Source organism: Streptomyces ferrugineus (genome assembly GCF_015160855.1).
Taxonomy (GTDB): domain Bacteria; phylum Actinomycetota; class Actinomycetes; order Streptomycetales; family Streptomycetaceae; genus Streptomyces; species Streptomyces ferrugineus.
This window is the reverse complement of sequence record NZ_CP063373.1, coordinates 1960590-1977208: the sequence shown is the minus strand read 5'-3', so window position 1 is coordinate 1977208 and position 16619 is coordinate 1960590. Positions and strand designations below refer to the sequence as shown.

The following is a 16619-nucleotide window of genomic DNA, read 5'->3' as shown; positions in this document are numbered from 1 at the left end:
ACGGCCAGCACCATTCCTAGGGTTGTCAGCCACTGCTGGCCAACTCGCCATGATCCGGACGTGTGGTCCGGTGGCCCTCCGAACGGTCTTGAGGGCCTGGGAACAGCGCGAGTCGGTCACCTCGGCACGGTCGGGTCTTGCCGCCCCGGGTGGGCGTGCCCGCTGTCCTGAGTGGGCTCGCGGTCCCGCACGCCCGCGGCAGGGATACGGCCTGGCCGGTAGCTCTCCGCGCCGCCATCCTCCGGTGGCGGACGGTCACACCTGGCCGACGCCGGATCCCGAATCCGAGGGCACGCCTGCCGATGGCCACCGCGGCACCATGATGCCGGGTGACCGTGGTCTTCCTCACCTGCTCCTGCAGGGGCGTGGTCCAGTGCTGTGCACCCCAGCGGCTGGTGTAGGCCGGATCGACCGCGACCACGACCAACCCCGCGTGATACGCCATGCCACGCAGTCGTTCGCGGAAGCGGGCGGTGGGAATCCCCGCAACTGTTCGCCGGAACGTCTTCCCACGCCTGCCCCGGCCCAGGGCCTCCCGCCCGACTTGACGGGCGTCGGTGAAGCCGAGGTTTTCGATGGCGATTGCGGCGCAGTCGTGCTCGCGGGCGACAGTGATCAGGTCACTGATCGCGGCGCGCAGGCGGCCGTCCCGAGTGCTGGTGGGGCCAGCCAAATCGAGCGGGACAGTGATCGGTTCGGTGGGCGGAGGGATTGTGTCGGCGGTCCAGCTTGCGTCCAGGTACCAACGGCCTCGGACCGGGTCGCAAGTGATGTCGTAGCGCACGGCCCGGTGCGCAGTGATGCGGTCGAGCCACTCCTCGCGGCGGTGGGAGAACCGCACAGGACAGGAGAGCCGGTATCGACCCCGGGGCGCGTTGGCCAGGTGCCGCAAGGGTTCGGGCAGTACCAGGGTCACCATGCCGTCTTCGGGAGCGACGGTGATGGTGTAGTTGCCGTGCGGGGCGCCGGACTCGCCGTCTGCGGTGAGGAACAGCCGCTCGGCGTGCCACTGCTCCCGCCACTGGGCCTCAGTGATCCGCGCGTCGGCCAGGTTGTGCCGCCGTCTGGCCAGGCGGCGGCCTCCAGCCACGATGGACGGCCGCCCGGCGGCGATCTTATGCTCCACAATGGCGAGGCGGGCCTTCAGCACGTGCATCCGGCGCTGTTTCTGGACCCGTTCGTTCTGGTCGGTGTAGCCACGCACTCGGTCTTTGGACCGCATACCGCAGGGGACTGCCAGGCGCCCCGCGATGGTGCGGATGGCCCGGCGCAGCCCCGCTCGCTCCTCGTACAAGCAGCGCATCGACAGCTGGTACTGGTCCTCGCTCGCCCGGGTCATCGCCCCGGCCCAGCGGGAGGAGAAAACCGCAGTCAGCCTCTTCTTCCGCTCCGCCCGTCGTGTGTCCCTCGCAGCGACCTGACCAAGCCGGACCCGCTCAGCCAGGTCGGCACGCTGGTGGCGTCCCAGGTACTCGCCCACCAGGTGCAGGTCTTTCTCATCGGCCGCCTCCATGCGCAGCCGGTCCCTGATCCGCGCCCCCGACGGCATTGCCACGGGGACGGACTGGCCAACTGTGGCTGTAGCTCAGCCGACGCTTACCCACCCGGCCCCGCCGACGATCGCGTGAAACGCCCCTGCCCCGCGAAGGTGGGCCCGCCCCACGCGTCGGAGTAGTCCGACCCGGCCCGCAGCGGCCAGCCCAGGTTCATCGGCACGACCCGCCTGTGTGTGAGCTGCCCAAACCGAACGTCTCCATCATCCCGCCGCTCCCGGTCGTAGACGATGGCGGCTGCACGGAAGCGGGGGGTTCGGTTACCCGCACCCCGTCTTTCCCCTTCCGACCTCACAGCCCGCCCCCGCCGCCCCCTCCGAACCCTCACACCGCCCTCCAGCCCCCGCTGAGGGCAGCGTTCCCCGTGGGAAACAGACGTGATGCGGTCGGGAAACACCGGCACCGCACGCTCGATGCCATGACCTCGAATACGCGTGTGGTGGTGATCGGCGCCGGCCTCGCGGGCGTACGACTCGCCCGGCGGCTCGGCGAGCTCGGCACGTCCGTGACGCTCGTCGGCGACGAGGAGCACCGCCCGTACAACCGGGTGCTGCTCGCCGAGGTGCTGGCCGGACGGTACAGCCCCGACGTGATCGCCCTGCCGGAGCCCGCGCAGCTCACGCGCGGCCGGGTCACCGGCATCGACCGCGAGATGCGAGCCGTACATCTCGCGGACGGTGCGGAGATCGCGTACGACACCCTCGTCCTGGCCACCGGCTCCAACCCGGTGCTGCCGCCGCTGCGCGGCCTGTTCACGCCCGACCATGTGCTGCCGGAGGGCGTCCACGCCTTCCGGACCATGGACGACTGCCTGGGGCTGTCCAAGGCGGTCCGGCCGGGTGCGCGGGCGGTCGTGATCGGCGGCGGGCTCCTCGGGGTCTCCGCGGCCCGTGCCCTCGCGCTGCGCGGTGCGCAGGTCGTGCTCGCCCAGCAGGGCGAGCGGCTCATGGAGCGCCAGCTCGACCCGAGCGCCTCCAAGCTCGTACAGCGGCATCTGAAGGACCTCGGCGTCGAGATCCACACCGAGTGCCGGGTGCGGGACGTGCGCTGCGTCGGCGGCGCCGTCCGCTCGGTCGAGATGTCCGACGGCTACGCCCTCGACGCCGACCTCGTGGTCCTGGCCTGCGGGGTCCACCCGCGCGTGGGCCTCGCACAGACCGCGGGACTGGACGTGCGCAAGGGGATCGTCGTCGACGACGAGCTCCGTACGTCCGACCCGCACATCCGGGCCATCGGCGACTGCGCACAGCACGACGGCACGGTGTACGGGCTGGCCGCGCCCGCGCTCGAACAGGCCGACGTCCTCGCCGAGTCGCTGGCCGGCGACGGCACCGCCCGCTACACCGGCACCCGGGCGCTGACCCGGCTGACGCTGGCCGGCGAGGGCTTCTTCGACCTCGCCGCGTTCGGCGAGACCGAGGCCCGGCCCGGCGACGACGTCGTGCAGCTCACCGACGCCACCCGCGGCACCTACCGCAAGGTCGTCGTCCGCGACGACCGCCTGGTCGGCGGGGTCCTCGTCGGCGAACTCGGCACCGTCGGCGCGCTCGCCCGCGCCTGGGAGGGAGCAGAGCCGCTCCCCGACGACGGCCCTCTGCTCCACCTGCTCACCAACGATGGAGGCTCCTGATGACCGCCACCCCGGAGGCCACGGAGGCCACCCCCACGATCGTGCTCGTCGGCCACGGCATGGTCGGCCAGCGCTTCTTGGAGGCGCTCGCCGAGCGCGGCCTGACCGCCACGCACCGCGTGGTCGTGCTGTGCGAGGAGCCGCGTCCGGCGTACGACCGCGTGGCGCTCACCTCGTACTTCTCGGGGAAGACCCCTGAGGACCTCTCCATGACCGACATGGAGTTCATCGACACGCACGGCATCGAGCTGTACGTCGGCGACCCGGCCGTCTCCGTCGACCGCGAGGCGAGGAAGGTCACCGCCCGGTCCGGCGAGGTCTTCGAGTACGACACCCTCGTCCTCGCCACCGGCTCCTACCCCTTCGTGCCGCCGGTCCCGAACAAGGACGCCACCGGCTGCTTCGTCTACCGCACGATCGAGGACCTGCTGGCGATCGAGGAGTACGCGAAGAGCAGGGCCACCACCGGTGCCGTCGTCGGCGGCGGTCTGCTCGGCCTGGAGGCGGCGGGCGCGCTCAAGGGCCTCGGACTCGACGCGCACATCGTGGAGTTCGCGCCCCGGCTGATGCCGGTGCAGGTCGACGAGGGCGGTGGCGCGGCGCTGCTGCGCACCATCGAGGGCATGGGCCTGAGCGTGCACACGGGCGTGGGCACGCAGGAGATCGTCGTGGACGGCGAGGGCGCCGTCACCGGCATGAAGCTGTCCGACGGCTCCGAACTCGCCACCGACATGGTGGTGTTCAGCGCCGGTGTCCGCCCCCGCGACCAGCTGGCCCGCGACTGCGGTCTGACGGTCGGCGAGCGCGGCGGCATCACGGTCGACGAGCAGTGCCGTACGGTCGCCGACCCGCACGTCTTCGCGATCGGCGAGTGCGCCCTGGCGGCGGACGGCCGGGTGTACGGCCTGGTGGCCCCCGGCTACGAGCAGGCCGAGACGGCGGCGGCGACGATCGCCTCCGACGAGTCCTCCTTCGTCGGCGCCGACCTGTCCACCAAGCTCAAGCTGCTCGGCGTGGACGTGGCGTCCTTCGGCGACGCGCACGGCACCGCCGAGGACTGCCTGGACGTGGTGTACTCCGACTCCCGCGCCGGCCTGTACAAGAAGCTGGTCATCGGCCGCGACGGCACACTGCTCGGCGGCATCCTGGTCGGCGACGCGGAGGCGTACGGCACGCTGAAGGCGTTCACCGGCTCGGTCCCGCCGGTCTCGCCGGAGTCGCTGGTGCTGCCGGCCGGCGCCGGGGCGCCCGCCCAGCTCGGCCCGGCCGCGCTGCCGGACGACGCGATCATCTGCTCCTGCAACAACGTCCGCAAGGGCACGATCCGCGAGGCGGTCACCGACCACCAGTGCACCACCGTGCCCGAGGTGAAGAAGTGCACCAAGGCCGGTACGACCTGCGGCAGTTGCGTCAAGGTCCTCGGCCAGCTGGTCACCGCCGAGCTGGAGGCGTCCGGCGTCGAGGTCGACAAGGGCCTGTGCGGCTGCTTCTCGCAGACCCGCGAGGAGCTGTACGAGATCGTCCTCGCCCTGCGCATCAACACCTACCAGGACCTGCTCGACCGCTACGGCCGTGACGGCGCCCGGGGCGGCGACGGCTGCGAGATCTGCAAGCCGGCGGTCGGCTCGATCATCGCCTCCCTCGCCCCGACGATCGGCGTGAGCGGCTATGTCCTGGAGGGCGAGCAGGCCGCTCTGCAGGACTCCAACGACCACTTCCTGGCCAACCTCCAGAAGAACGGCTCGTACTCGGTCGTCCCGCGCATCCCCGGCGGTGAGATCACCCCCGAGGGCCTGATCGTGATCGGCGAGATCGCCCGCGACTTCGGCCTCTACACGAAGATCACCGGCGGCCAGCGCATCGACATGTTCGGCGCGCGGGTCGAGCAACTGCCGTTGATCTGGGCCAGGTTGGTGGACGCCGGCTTCGAGTCCGGCCACGCCTACGGCAAGGCGCTGCGCACGGTGAAGTCCTGCGTGGGCCAGACCTGGTGCCGCTACGGCGTGCAGGACTCGGTCCGCATGGCGATCGACCTGGAGCTGCGCTACCGGGGCCTGCGCTCGCCGCACAAGCTGAAGTCGGCCGTCTCCGGCTGCCAGCGCGAGTGCGCGGAGGCCCAGTCGAAGGACTTCGGCGTGATCGCCACCGCCAACGGCTGGAACCTCTACGTCGGCGGCAACGGCGGCGCCACCCCGCGCCACGCGGACCTGCTGGCGCAGGACCTCTCCGACGCCGAACTGGTCCGCCTGATCGACCGGTTCCTGATGTTCTACATCCGCACCGCCGACCGCCTGGAGCGCACCTCCACCTGGCTGGAGCGGATCCCCGGCGGCCTGGACCACGTCCGTGACGTCGTCGTGGAGGACTCCCTCGGCATCTGCGAGGAGCTGGAGTCCCTGATGGCCGCGCACGTGTCGAACTACGCCGACGAGTGGGCGACGACCATCAACGACCCCGAGAAGCTCGCCCGGTTCGTGTCCTTCGTCAACGCCCCCGACACCCCCGACCCGGTCGTCGGCTTCGTCCCCGAGCGCGAGCAGATCAAGCCCGACCTGCCGCTGCTGACCATCGGCCACCGCCCCCTGGAAGGAAGCGCCCAGCGATGACCCTGGCACCCGAGACGACCGACCTCAAGATCGAGCTGCAGCTCGAGGACGGCTGGTTCGCGGTCTGCGAACTGACCCGGCTGCTCCCCGGCCGGGGCGTGGCGGCCCTGCTGCCCGACGGCCGCCAGGCCGCCCTCTTCCGTGACCGCGCCGGGAAGCTGTACGCGGTGGACAACCGCGATCCGTTCGGCGGCGCCGCGGTCCTCTCCCGCGGTCTGATCGGCTCCCACCAGGGACGGCCGTTCGTCGCCTCGCCCCTGCTGAAGCAGCGCTTCGACCTGGAGACCGGGCAGTGCCTGGACGACGAGACGGTGCGCATCGCGACGTACGAGGTGCGGTGCTCGTAGTCGGATTCCCGACCGACGCAAGAGCTTTCTTGACCGATCGTTCTGGATGAACCTAGGCTGCCTTCCGTGGCCAGGACCAAGGAGTTCGATCCCGAGGCCGCGCTCCAGGCAGCCCTTGAGCTGTTCTGGCGGCGCGGCTACGAGGCGACGTCGATGTCCGACCTCGTCGAGCACCTCGGCGTCGGGCGGGCGAGCCTGTACGCGACCTTCGGCAACAAGCACGAGCTGTATCTGAAGGCACTGGAGCGCTACGACCGGACAGGGCTCCCGCCGATCGTGCGGGAGCTGTCCCAGCCGGGGCCCGCACTGCCGGCCGTTCGGGCGGTCGTACGCCGGTACGCGACCGAGGCCGCCGACGAGCGGCTGCGCCTGAACGGCTGCATGGTCACCAACGCGGCGGCCGAACTGGCCCCGCACGACGCGACCGTGGCCCGGCACGTGGAGCGCAACTGGGACCAACTGGAGACGGTGCTGCACTCGGCGCTGATACGGGCCCAGGCCCAGGGCGAACTGCCGGCCGACCGCGACCCGCTCGCCCTCGCCCGCATGCTGCTGGTCCTGCTGCAGGGGCTCAGGGTCGCGGGCAAGGCACTGTCGGACCCGGCCCGCGTCCGGGACGCGGCGGAGCAGGCACTGGCGCTGCTCGACTGAAACGCCCTTCATCGGAAGGGCGTTTTTCCGGCCCGCATACTGAACCGATCGGTCAAGAAACAGCGGAGAGCAGGGGAGAGCAGGGAGATCATGACCACCGCAGCACACCGCACCCGCTTCACCGACAGGACCGTCCTCGTCACCGGCGGGGGCTCCGGGATCGGCCGTGGCATCGCCCGCGCGTTCGCCGCGGAGCGCGCCCAGGTCGTCGTCGCCGGACGCCGGCCGGAGCCGCTGGCGCAGACCGTCCGGCTGGTCGAGGAGGCCGGCGGCAAGGCGCTCGCGGTGACCGCCGACGTCTCGCGGGCCGACGACGTCCGGGCGGCGGTGGCCGCCGCGGTGGACCGCTTCGGCTCGCTCGATGTGGCGGTCAACAACGCGGGCGTGTTCCGCGGCGGGCAGCCGCTGGCCGAGTTGTCGGAGGCGGACTGGCGCGACCAGCTCGACATCAACCTCACCGGCGTGTTCCTGGCCCTCCGGGCCGAGATCCGCCAGATGCGGTCGCAGCCGGCCGGCGGCGCGATCGTCAACATCGCCTCCACCTTCGGCGCCCACACCCGCCACCCCGGCGCCGCCGCCTACGCCGCCACCAAGGCCGCGGTCTCGATCCTCACCAGGGGCGCGGCCCTGGACCACATCCGCGACGGCGTCCGCATCAACGCGGTCAGCCCCGGCGCCGTGGACACCCCCATGTCGCTGCGCCCCGGCGAGCAGGAGACGGACCGCGCCGACCGCGCCCGGGCCACCCTCCCCCTCGGCCGCGTCTCGACGACGGACGAGGTGGCCGCGGCGGTCCTCTACCTGGCCTCGGACGACGCCTCGTCGGTGGTGGGCACGGACCTGGTGGTGGACAGCGGCGCGACGGCCTGAGGTCTTGAGACCTTGAGGCCTTGAGGCATTGAGGCCTTGAGGCCTTGAGGCCTTGAGTCTTCACACCTTCAGGGCGTCGTACGTCACCCCCGTCAGCCGCTCCGACGCCTCCCAGAGCAGCTCGCCCGCCCGGTCGCTGACGGTCCAGGGCGCCCGCCAGGACGGTGCGGGCGACCCGCGCCACATGGCGAAGGACGGGCCGGTGAAGGAGTCGGGCCGGACGCCGGGCGCGGTCGCGGCGTACAGGGTGGGCAGGGCACCGGCCTCGGCGGACTGGGCGAAGACCCGATTGCCGAAGCGCAGGAGCCACTCGCTGCCCCGGCGCCCCGCCATGCGCGGTCCAGCGGCCTGAAGGTTGGTGTCCGCGTACCCGGGATGCGCGGCGGCGGCCACCACGTCCGCCCCCTGCGCGTCGACCCTGCGCGCCAGCTCGTGCGTGAACAGCAGGTTGGCGGTCTTGGACCGGGCATAGGCGACCCAACGCCGGTACCGGTGTTCGCTGTTGAGGTCGGTGAGGTCGACGTTGGACATCGCGTGCATGGGGCTGGAGACGGTCACCACGCGTGCGCCCGGGGTGTCGAGCAGTGCGGGCAGCAGCAGACCGGTGAGCGCGAAGTGCCCGAGATGGTTGACGCCGAACTGCGTCTCGAACCCGTCCACCGTCGTGCCGTACGGCAACGCCATCACCCCGGCGTTGTTGACGAGCAGATCGAGACGGTCGTACGGCAGCGCCGCGGCGAACTCACGCACCGAGCCGATATCTCCCAGCTCCAGCCGCCTCAACTCGACCCGCGCGTCGGGCACTTCGCTGCCGATCCGATCCCGCGCGACCCCACCCCGCACCTCACTCCGACACGCGAGCACCACCCGGGCACCCTTCCGCGCCAGCTCCCGCGCCGTGACGTAGCCGAGCCCGCTGTTGGCCCCGGTGACGACGGCGAGACGGCCCCTCTGATCGGGGATGTCGTGCACGGTCCAGCCGGACATGCGGTGCTCCTTCGGGGGGCGACGGGTCTTCGGGGCGGGTCAAAACCGGGGTACCTCATCACCTTGCGCCGAAACGGGGTGGGGGGCCAGTCCGGGCGCGTGGGAGGTGTGCGGTGACCCATGATTCCGCCAACTCAAGGCGACGGCGGGATTAAGAGTTGGGCCGGGCGGCCAGGGTGCACAACCCCCCTGAAGTCGCCCTTGTCTGACGCGGGTGAAGTCACCGCCATTCCATCGAGCGTGGGGAAACCACACCATGCGCAGACGCGCCACTGCAGCTATCGCCACCGCCGCCGCCTTCAGCGCCGTGCTGGCCGTGAACGCTCTCGCCGTGCCGGCCGCCGGGGCCGACCAGGACGACTCGGGCACGACGTTCTGGAACATCGATGTCAACCACGACCGCGACTACACCGTGGGTGTCGAGGCCGCGCGAAAGAGGGTGTTCTCGGTCTCCGCCACGGTCAGCGACCCGTCCGGCGTCCAGAGTGTGTCGTACGAGCTGTGGCACGGCGAGGACCGGGCGAACGCGGACGGGGTCATGGTCGGGTCCAGCCACTGCGTGAAGATGAACGAGACCACCTCCTTCTGCGAGGCCCTCGTGACCGCCGACCCGAACGTCAACCTCCGCAGCAACGCCCTTGCCGGTGTCTGGACCATCAGCCCCGTGGCCACCGACGGCGACGGCAACGTCACCCGCGGGGAAGGCGCCTACCTCGCACGCATCAAGCGCCAGACCTACATGTCCCAGACCGTCGCCACCCCGCAGCCGGTGAAGAAGGGCAAGGACCTCACGGTCAAGGCCCGGATGACCGTCGCCAGCTGGGAGACGCGCACGAACGTGCCCCTCATCGGGCACCAGGTGCTGCTCCAGTACCGCAAGGGCACGAGCGGCGCCTTCGTCACGCTGCAGAAGATCAAGACCGACCGCAACGGCTGGGCCACGGCCACCGTGCCGGCGACGGCGGACGGCGCGTACCGCTACGACTTCGCGACCACGAGCCTCACCCTGGCCACGACCGGCTCGGCCGACTTCGTCGATGTGAAGTGAGCCCGGACCGGTGAATCGCCCGCCCGCGGCGACCGGGATCGCGGCGGGCGGGCCCACGGCCACGCCGCGGGCCGGTGAGACAGGGCGTCACTCGCAGCCCACGCCGTCCCCGTCGCGGTCGAGGTGGCGGCCGTAGCCGGGGTCGCCCGTGCGTACCGGTGCGGCGCCGGCGGCTCGGGCGGCGGCGCAGTTGCCGTAGTAGACGCTGCTGCCGGAGGAGTCGCCGTCGTCGGAGAGGGAGTCGGAGCCGCTGTCCGCGGCGGGTGTGGCGGTGACCCTGACCGTCTTCGTGGCCGTCGCTGTCACCGTCACCGTCGGCGCCGGTTCGGGCTTCTCCGCCGGTGCCGTCGTCGTCGCCGTGACCGTGACGGTGGGCTGCGGTGCTGCCGTCGTGGGCTTCGCCTCGGTGTTCTTCGAGTCCTCGCCGGACGCGCCGCCGGCGCCGATGCCCAGGAAGAAGGCCAGGGCGAGCGCGGGGAGTACGTAGCGCTTGCGGGCCCACTTGGGTGCTGTTGTGTACGGATTGGTCATGTCATCCCCCCACTGGTGTTGCGTGAGGGGATGACCGTAATACCCGGCTACCAGTTGTGGAGGATGTGTGTCTGTTTCGTAATCGCTATGCGCGGAAGGGGCCCGTCACCTCGTACGTGATGCCGCCCGACGAACTGCCGCTGGTGCCCCGCTGGCTGGAGAAGTACAGCCGGCTGCCGTCCGGTGAGAACGCCGGGCCGGTGATCTCCGAGCCCGATTGGCCGTCGATCCGCAGGAACGGGGCGATGACGTCGTCCGGCGTGATCACGCAGATCTCCATGTTGCCGCCGTCCTCCGCGACGAACAGGTCGCCGGAGGAGGTGCCGGTGATGTTGTCGACGCCGGTGAGGGGGGCCGTGCCGGAGGTGACGAGGGAGTCGTCGTAGGCCAGCTCGTAGGTGCTGTTGGTGAGGTTGAGCTGCCAGACGCGGTTGTCGCCCTTGGTCGTGAACCACACCGTGTCGTCGGCGTAGTAGCAGCCCTCGCCGCCATTGAAGGACTTGGAGCCGGAGACCTGGGAGCGGGTGGCGGTCGGGGAGCCGTCGGGGTCGGGGACGTTCGCCCAGCTGTATGAACCGCTGGTGGCGCTGCCCGCGACCAGCACCTGGAGCGTGCCGGCGGACAGGTCGCCCCAGGTCGTCGGGACGAAGCGGTAGAAGCGGCCGTTGGACTCGTCCTCGGTCAGGTAGATCACCTTGCGCACCGGGTCGGCGGCCGCCGCCTCGTGCTTGAAGCGGCCCATCGCGGCACGGCGCACCGCCGCGTTCGTGCCCCAGGGGTCGGTCTCGTAGACGTAGCCCAGGGACACCTCCTCGCAGGACAGCCAGGTGTTCCACGGGGTCCTGCCGCCCGCGCAGTTCTGCCGGGTGCCCGACAGGATGCGGTACGCCCCCGTGATCGCGCCGGTCGCCGAGAACTTCACCGCGCTGGCGCCGCCGGAGGGGTTGATCTCGGAGTTGGAGACATAGATCCAGCCCGACCCGTCCGCGTAACAGGCGCCGCCGTCGGGGGCGTTGTGCCAGGTGTACGACGTGCCGGAGACGGTTCGGCCGGAGCGGGCGATGACGCGGCTGGTGAAGCCGGCGGGGAGTCTGATGCGGTTGGCATCGGGGGAGCCCAGCGGCCCGTAGGGGCCGGTGCCGGGCTGGGCCGGGGCCGCGTGGGCGGCGCCGCGCCACAGGGTTCCGCCGAAGACGGCGGCGGAGCCGCCGAGGGCGGCCGCACGCAGGAGGCTACGACGTTCCACTCTCACTCCAAGAGGTGTCGTACCGCCCCGCCGCCGGTCGACGACGGGGTCGTGCCAAGAGTGGTGCCAAGAGAGGTGCCAGGGGTGGTGCCAAGGGTGGTGCACCGGGGGGCGGCATGGAACCTAAGGGAGCCGGGTGGACGGGCCGTGGCCAGTTGATGGCCGTCCGGCGGCGTGGCCGGGAGTTGCCCGTGGGCGGTCAGGCGCGCAGCGCCGGCACCACCCGCTTGCGCTGTCCGGCCCGGTCCTGGCCCGGACCGTGCCCCTCGCGCGGCGGTTCCGCCGACGGCAGCCGGACCACCACGTCCAGGCCGCCCGCGCTCGCGGCGTGCAGACTCGCCTCGCCGCCGCTGGCGTGCGCGAGCCGCTGGACCAGCGACAGGCCCAGTCCCGTACCGCCCTTGGGGGCGCCCGGCGCGCGCCAGAAGCGGTCGAAGGCGCGGGCGCGCTGCTCCGGGGTCATGCCGGGGCCCTCGTCGGTGATGTGCAGATCGACCCAGGCGGGGCGGGCGTCGCGCAGGGCGCGGCGGACCGGCACATGGAGCCGCAGCTCGATGGTCACGGTGCTGTCGGGCGGCGAGGCGCGCAGGGCGTTGGAGAGCAGGTTGTCCACGATCTGCTCGACCCCGCCCGGCACCGCGAGCACCGGCCCCACGCTGCCCGCGAACAGCACAAGCCCGACCTGCTGCCGCTCGAACAGCGGCAGCCAGGTGCGGTGCCGCTCCGCGCAGACCGCGCCCACGTCGACCGGGGTGGGCGTCGCGGAGTCCTCCTCCAGACGGGCCATCGCCAGCAGCCCCTCCACCATCCGCGAGAGCCGGTCCGTCTCGGTCACGGCGGCGGCGAGGCTGCCCAGGCCCCGGTCGGCGACGTTCGGCTCCAGGTTCTCCAGGCGCAGCCGCAGCGCCGCGAGCGGTGTCTTCAGCTGGTGCGAGGCCTCGCCGGCGAACGCGCGCTGGGCGGCGAGGAGATGGGCGAGCCGGGCCGCCGTACGGTTGAAGGCGGTGGCCAGCCGGCGCACCTCCGGCGGGCCCTTCGTCATCGTCACCGGCGTGGCCCGGCCGCCCTCCGCCAACTCGTGGGTGGCACGCTCCAGTTCACGGATCGGCCGCCCGGTCCAGCGGGCGATGGCGAACCCCACCACGGCGACCGCGGCGAGCACCCCGAGCCCGCCGAGGCACAGCAACAGCCAGATGTGATGGACGCGTTCGTGCACCGTGCGGGTCGGCAGCGTCAGCCATACGGCGCCCTGCAGCCGCGAACCGCTGCGGACCGGCCCGGCGACCGACAGGTACTCGACCCCGCCGATCGTCGACGTCCGTACGTCCACGGTGGACGTGCCGCGCAGGGCGGCCGCGATACCGGGGCGGGAGCCGAGGTCGGCCGACATCACGGCGGCCAGCGGATGCGAGGTGGCCAGCAGCGCGCCTGAGGCGTCCACGACCACCACCTTCCCGCCGATCCGCTCGGCGCAGTGCGCCACCCGGCCCGGCAGCTCCCGCTCGGCGCGGCCGGTGCTGAGCGACAGCGAGGCGTACGCGGCGACCGACTCGGCCTCGTCCTTCGCCGCGCTCACCACCCGCATCCGCTCACTGCGCGAGTACACGAACCCCAGCGGAATCTCCAGGCACGCCAGCACCAGCGCCGCGAGACTGAGGTAACTCAGCAGCAGCCGGCGGGTCACGGCGAGGACACCCGCTGCCCGCCCGGCTCGGTCCGCACCGCCAGCCGGAAGCCGACCCCACGCAGCGTCTGGATCCACGCCGGGTCGCCCAACTTCCGCCGCAGCGAGGCGACATGGACGTCCAGCGTCTTGGTCGGGCCCTCGTAGTGCGGGTCCCACACCCGGTCCAGGATCTGCTGCCGTGAGTAGACCGCCCCGGGGTCCTCGGCCAGCAGCGCCAGCAGCTCGAACTCCTTGGGCGTGAGGGTGACCGGGATCTCGCCGATCCAGACCTGCCGGGTGCGGCGGTCCACGACCAAGGGGCCGGGGGCGGGCGAGGGTTGCGGAGGGTACGAGGGGTGGGGCGCGGGTTCGTCGTACGACTGGGGCGGCGCGACCTCGTACGACACGGCCGGCGTGGCAGCTTCGTACGACGGCGACGGCGACGGTGTCGCACCCACCGGCTCCGCTACCGGCTCCGCCACCGCCTCCGTGCGCTGCGTCCGCCGGGTCACGGCCCGCACCCGTGCCACCAGCTCCCGCATACTGAAGGGCTTCGCCAGATAGTCGTCGGCGCCGAGCTCCAGCCCCAGCACCCGGTCGGCCTCCTCACCCCGCGCACTCAGGATGATGACCGGCACGTCCGAGACCTGCCGGATGCCGCGGCACACGTCGATGCCGTCCATGTCCGGCAACCCGAGGTCGAGCAGGACGACATCACCGTACGGACTTCTCAACCCCTCCCGCCCGGTGGTCACGTGATCCACCGTCAGCCCGAAGTGCCCCAGCCCCTCGGCAAGGGGTTCGGCGATCGTCTCGTCGTCCTCGATGAGCAGCACTCGTATGCCCATGCGTCCTGTCTCTCCGTGAATTCACATTCTCTGCCCTGACGTCCACACGCTACAAGAGACAAGCGCTTGCCGGGCATTGCGACAAAGAATGTCCAATTACTGGACGCGCTCTGGTCTTTACTTAACCTTCCTCTGGTCTCGGCTCGTCTACGGTCCTGTGAACAGGTCGAACTCCCAGCCGAGGAGGCATCGTTGAAGGCACTGCTGGACCGGGCCCGATCGTTCAGGCGCAGGGTCGATTTCGAGAGCGGCGAATACCGGAAACTGGCCGAGGGGCAATATCCCGAGGCGCTTTTCATTACCTGCTCGGACTCCCGGGTCATACCCGCCCTGATTACCGGCGCACGCCCCGGAGAGATATTCGAGCTGCGCAACGCGGGCAATATCGTGCCGCCGTACGGCAGCCCTGGCGCGTCCGGGGAGGCGGCCACCATCGAGTACGCACTGGAGGTGCTCGGGGTTCAGGACATCGTCGTGTGCGGTCACTCACACTGCGGCGCGATGGGCGCGCTGAAGTCCGGCGACGACCTGTCCGCGCTGCCCGGCGTGGACGCCTGGCTCGGACTGGCCCGCCCCGAACTGACGCCGGTCCTCACCACCGCCTCCGACGACCCGTCGCTGCCCGACGTGGCCCAGGGCAATGTCGTCAACCAGCTCTCCGTACTGCGGACTTATCCGGTCGTACGGCAGCGGCAGGACGGCGGGCGGCTGCGGCTGCACGGCTGGTACTACGAGGTCGACACCGGGCAGGTGCATGAGCTGGAGGGCGACGGGCGGTTCCGGGTGCACGCCGGATGAGCGGGGCGCATGCGCGGGGCCGTACCCGCACGAAGGTGAGCGTGCCGTGGGGCGGGGGCGCGGAGCAGGTGGCGCGGGGCGGGAACGCGGAGAAGGTGGCGCGGGGCGGGAACGCGGAGAAGCCCAAGGACGCGGGGCGGCTGAAGGGCGAAAGGACGCGGCCCGACCTCGCCAACGAGATCACCGCCTCCCTGGTCGTCTTCCTGGTCGCCCTGCCGCTGTGCATCGGGGTGGCCGTGGCCTCCGGTGTCCCCGCCGAGCTCGGGATCATCTCCGGGGTGATCGGCGGCCTGGTCGTCGGCGCGGTGCGGGGCAGCACGCTCCAGGTCAGCGGGCCGGCCGCCGGGCTCGCCGCGCTGGTCGCGGAGACGGTGCTGGAGCACGGGGTGGCGACGCTCGGCGTGATCGTGCTGTTCTCGGGCATCCTGCAGATCGTCCTCGGGGTCGTACGCCTCGGCCGGATGTTCCAGGCGATCTCCCTCGCCGTGGTCCAGGGCATGCTGGCGGGCATCGGTCTGCCGCTGATGTTCAGCCAGGCGTACCCGATGGCCGACGCCAAGGCCCCCGGCACCCCGATCGAGAACATGGCGGGCATCCCGGGCCTGTTCGCCGACATCCTGACCAACCCCCAGGCGATGATCGCCACACTGCTCGGCATCGCGACGATCATGTTGAGCTTCCTGTGGAAGAAGGTGCCGGGCCCGGCGAAGCGGATCCCCGCCGCGCTGGTGGCCGTCGGCATCGGCATCGCGGTCGCCGCGCTGCCCGGCGTGGACGTCAAGACGCTCCAGGTCGGCAATCTGCTGGAGTCGGTGCGGGTGCCGGGGGCAGCGGAGTTCTCTGGGCTGGCGGACGCCGCGATCCTCACGTCCATCCTCACCTTCACGGTGATCGCGTCGGCGGAGAGCCTGTTCACCGCGGCCGCCGTGGACCGTATGCACAGCGGACCGCGCACCCGCTACAACACCGAGCTCATAGCCCAGGGCGCCGGCAACACGGTCGCGGGCATCCTCGGCGCGCTGCCGATCACGGCGGTCGTGGCCCGCAGCTCGGCGAACGTCCAGGCCGGCGCCAAGACGCGTATCTCCCGCACCCTGCACGGCCTGTGGCTGCTGGCCTTCGCGCTGCTGCTGCCGCAGGTCCTGGCCCTGATCCCGATCTCGGTGCTCGCGGGCGTGCTGGTGCACAGCGGCTGGAAGCTGTTCGCGCCGGAGGAGTTCCCCAAGCTGTGGCGCCAGGACCGGGGCGAGTTCGTCGTCATGACGGTGACGACGCTGGTCATCGTGGCGACGGCACTGCTGGAGGGCGTCCTCATCGGCCTCGCGGCCGGGATCGTGCTGGCAGCCCTGCGCATGTCGCGGACGGTGATCCGGCAGCACGTCGAGGACGACACCGCGAAGGTGGTCATGGCCGGCAACGCGACGTTCCTACGGCTCCCGCAGGTCATCGAGGCACTGGAGTCGGCGGCATCCGCGGGCAAGCCGCGCATCCGCCTGGACCTGACCGGCGTGACCCATCTTGACCACGCCTGCCGGAACCAGGTGGAGGAGTTCACGGCGCAGCAACGAGGACTGGGGCTGCGGGTGGAACTGCTGATGCCGGGGCCCGCCAAGCCGGAGCCACCTGTCGTCGCGGCGCCCGAGCCTCCGGCGGCACCTCCGTCCCCGGCTCCCGGTCCGGACGCCGAGTGGTTCTACCTGGACACCCGCCCCCGGCCCGGCGGTTACGACGAGTACGCGGAGCGCCCACCACTCGTGGGCTGAGCGCAACGGGACCGGAAGGGCAAGCTCCACACGGAGAGCTACCTTCCGGTCACGTCACGTTCGCATCACAGGTCC

General features: G+C 71.5%; 14 protein-coding genes. 8 read left to right on the top strand and 6 right to left on the bottom strand.

Annotated features, from left to right (window positions below; all coding sequences use genetic code 11):
* Positions 1–25: 25 nt before the first annotated feature.
* A complete protein-coding gene (locus tag IM697_RS09005; RefSeq protein WP_228044578.1) occupies positions 26–1513 on the bottom strand; it encodes a hypothetical protein in 1488 nt (495 codons plus the stop codon).
* A 458-nt stretch (positions 1514–1971) separates the two neighbouring features.
* Between IM697_RS09005 and IM697_RS09000 the strand changes: the two genes are divergently transcribed.
* The 5 genes from IM697_RS09000 to IM697_RS08980 all read left to right on the top strand — a co-directional run bounded on the left by IM697_RS09000 (position 1972) and on the right by IM697_RS08980 (position 7657).
* Positions 1972–3183, top strand: coding sequence for an NAD(P)/FAD-dependent oxidoreductase (locus IM697_RS09000; protein WP_194046340.1), 1212 nt, complete (start codon positions 1972–1974; stop codon positions 3181–3183).
* A complete protein-coding gene (gene nirB, locus IM697_RS08995) occupies positions 3183–5789 on the top strand; it encodes a nitrite reductase large subunit NirB (RefSeq protein WP_194046339.1) in 2607 nt (868 codons plus the stop codon). The genes IM697_RS09000 and nirB overlap by 1 nt, the downstream gene beginning before the upstream one ends.
* Positions 5786–6136, top strand: coding sequence for a nitrite reductase small subunit NirD (nirD, locus tag IM697_RS08990; protein WP_194046338.1), 351 nt, complete (start codon positions 5786–5788; stop codon positions 6134–6136). Before nirB ends, nirD begins: the two co-directional genes overlap by 4 nt.
* 66 nt (positions 6137–6202) lie before the next feature.
* Entirely contained in the window at positions 6203–6787 is a 585-nt protein-coding gene (locus IM697_RS08985) for a TetR/AcrR family transcriptional regulator (protein WP_194046337.1), read from the top strand.
* A 90-nt stretch (positions 6788–6877) separates the two neighbouring features.
* Positions 6878–7657 carry an SDR family NAD(P)-dependent oxidoreductase gene (locus IM697_RS08980; RefSeq protein WP_194046336.1) on the top strand — a complete coding sequence of 260 codons (780 nt, stop codon included), beginning with the start codon at positions 6878–6880 and terminating at the stop codon, positions 7655–7657.
* A gap of 60 nt (positions 7658–7717) precedes the next feature.
* Here IM697_RS08980 and IM697_RS08975 read toward each other — a convergent pair whose 3' ends face one another.
* On the bottom strand, positions 7718–8644 hold the full coding sequence (locus tag IM697_RS08975; protein WP_194046334.1) for an oxidoreductase: 927 nt from the start codon (positions 8642–8644) through the stop codon (positions 7718–7720).
* Between the two features lie 256 nt (positions 8645–8900).
* Between IM697_RS08975 and IM697_RS08970 the strand changes: the two genes are divergently transcribed.
* Positions 8901–9692: a hypothetical protein gene (locus IM697_RS08970; protein ID WP_194046332.1), complete on the top strand. Its 792-nt coding sequence runs from the start codon at positions 8901–8903 to the stop codon at positions 9690–9692.
* Between the two features lie 87 nt (positions 9693–9779).
* Here the strand turns inward: IM697_RS08970 and IM697_RS08965 are convergent, their stop codons facing one another.
* The 4 genes from IM697_RS08965 to IM697_RS08950 all read right to left on the bottom strand — a co-directional run bounded on the left by IM697_RS08965 (position 9780) and on the right by IM697_RS08950 (position 13983).
* The gene (locus tag IM697_RS08965) at positions 9780–10223 is read right to left on the bottom strand and encodes an excalibur calcium-binding domain-containing protein (protein ID WP_194046330.1); all 444 of its coding nucleotides are present in this window, start codon (positions 10221–10223) and stop codon (positions 9780–9782) included.
* A gap of 85 nt (positions 10224–10308) precedes the next feature.
* Entirely contained in the window at positions 10309–11469 is a 1161-nt protein-coding gene (locus IM697_RS08960; protein WP_194046329.1) for an alkaline phosphatase PhoX, read from the bottom strand.
* A gap of 199 nt (positions 11470–11668) precedes the next feature.
* Positions 11669–13153, bottom strand: a complete 1485-nt coding sequence (locus IM697_RS08955) for a sensor histidine kinase (RefSeq protein WP_194046328.1) — start codon at positions 13151–13153, stop codon at positions 11669–11671.
* Positions 13150–13983, bottom strand: a complete 834-nt coding sequence (locus tag IM697_RS08950) for a response regulator transcription factor (RefSeq protein ID WP_194046327.1) — start codon at positions 13981–13983, stop codon at positions 13150–13152. Before IM697_RS08950 ends, IM697_RS08955 begins: the two co-directional genes overlap by 4 nt.
* Positions 13984–14175: 192 nt before the next feature.
* On the opposite strand from IM697_RS08950, the gene IM697_RS08945 reads away from it, so the two are divergent.
* Together IM697_RS08945 and IM697_RS08940 are read left to right on the top strand one after the other, a co-directional pair.
* Positions 14176–14781: a carbonic anhydrase gene (locus IM697_RS08945; RefSeq protein ID WP_194046326.1), complete on the top strand. Its 606-nt coding sequence runs from the start codon at positions 14176–14178 to the stop codon at positions 14779–14781.
* A complete protein-coding gene (locus tag IM697_RS08940; protein ID WP_194046325.1) occupies positions 14778–16544 on the top strand; it encodes a SulP family inorganic anion transporter in 1767 nt (588 codons plus the stop codon). The genes IM697_RS08945 and IM697_RS08940 overlap by 4 nt, the downstream gene beginning before the upstream one ends.
* Positions 16545–16619: the final 75 nt, after the last annotated feature.

Bases quoted from the DNA above. Each gene is read 5' to 3' on its own strand.
- IM697_RS08980 (WP_194046336.1), top strand. From the start codon at position 6,878: ATGACCACCGCAGCACACCGCACCCGCTTCACCGACAGGACCGTCCTC.
- nirB (WP_194046339.1), top strand. From the start codon at position 3,183: ATGACCGCCACCCCGGAGGCCACGGAGGCCACCCCCACGATCGTGCTC.
- IM697_RS08975 (WP_194046334.1), bottom strand. From the start codon at position 8,644: ATGTCCGGCTGGACCGTGCACGACATCCCCGATCAGAGGGGCCGTCTC.
- nirD (WP_194046338.1), top strand. From the start codon at position 5,786: ATGACCCTGGCACCCGAGACGACCGACCTCAAGATCGAGCTGCAGCTC.
- IM697_RS08950 (WP_194046327.1), bottom strand. From the start codon at position 13,983: ATGGGCATACGAGTGCTGCTCATCGAGGACGACGAGACGATCGCCGAA.
- IM697_RS08965 (WP_194046330.1), bottom strand. From the start codon at position 10,223: ATGACCAATCCGTACACAACAGCACCCAAGTGGGCCCGCAAGCGCTAC.
- IM697_RS09005 (WP_228044578.1), bottom strand. From the start codon at position 1,513: ATGGAGGCGGCCGATGAGAAAGACCTGCACCTGGTGGGCGAGTACCTG.
- IM697_RS08970 (WP_194046332.1), top strand. From the start codon at position 8,901: ATGCGCAGACGCGCCACTGCAGCTATCGCCACCGCCGCCGCCTTCAGC.
- IM697_RS09000 (WP_194046340.1), top strand. From the start codon at position 1,972: ATGACCTCGAATACGCGTGTGGTGGTGATCGGCGCCGGCCTCGCGGGC.
- IM697_RS08940 (WP_194046325.1), top strand. From the start codon at position 14,778: ATGAGCGGGGCGCATGCGCGGGGCCGTACCCGCACGAAGGTGAGCGTG.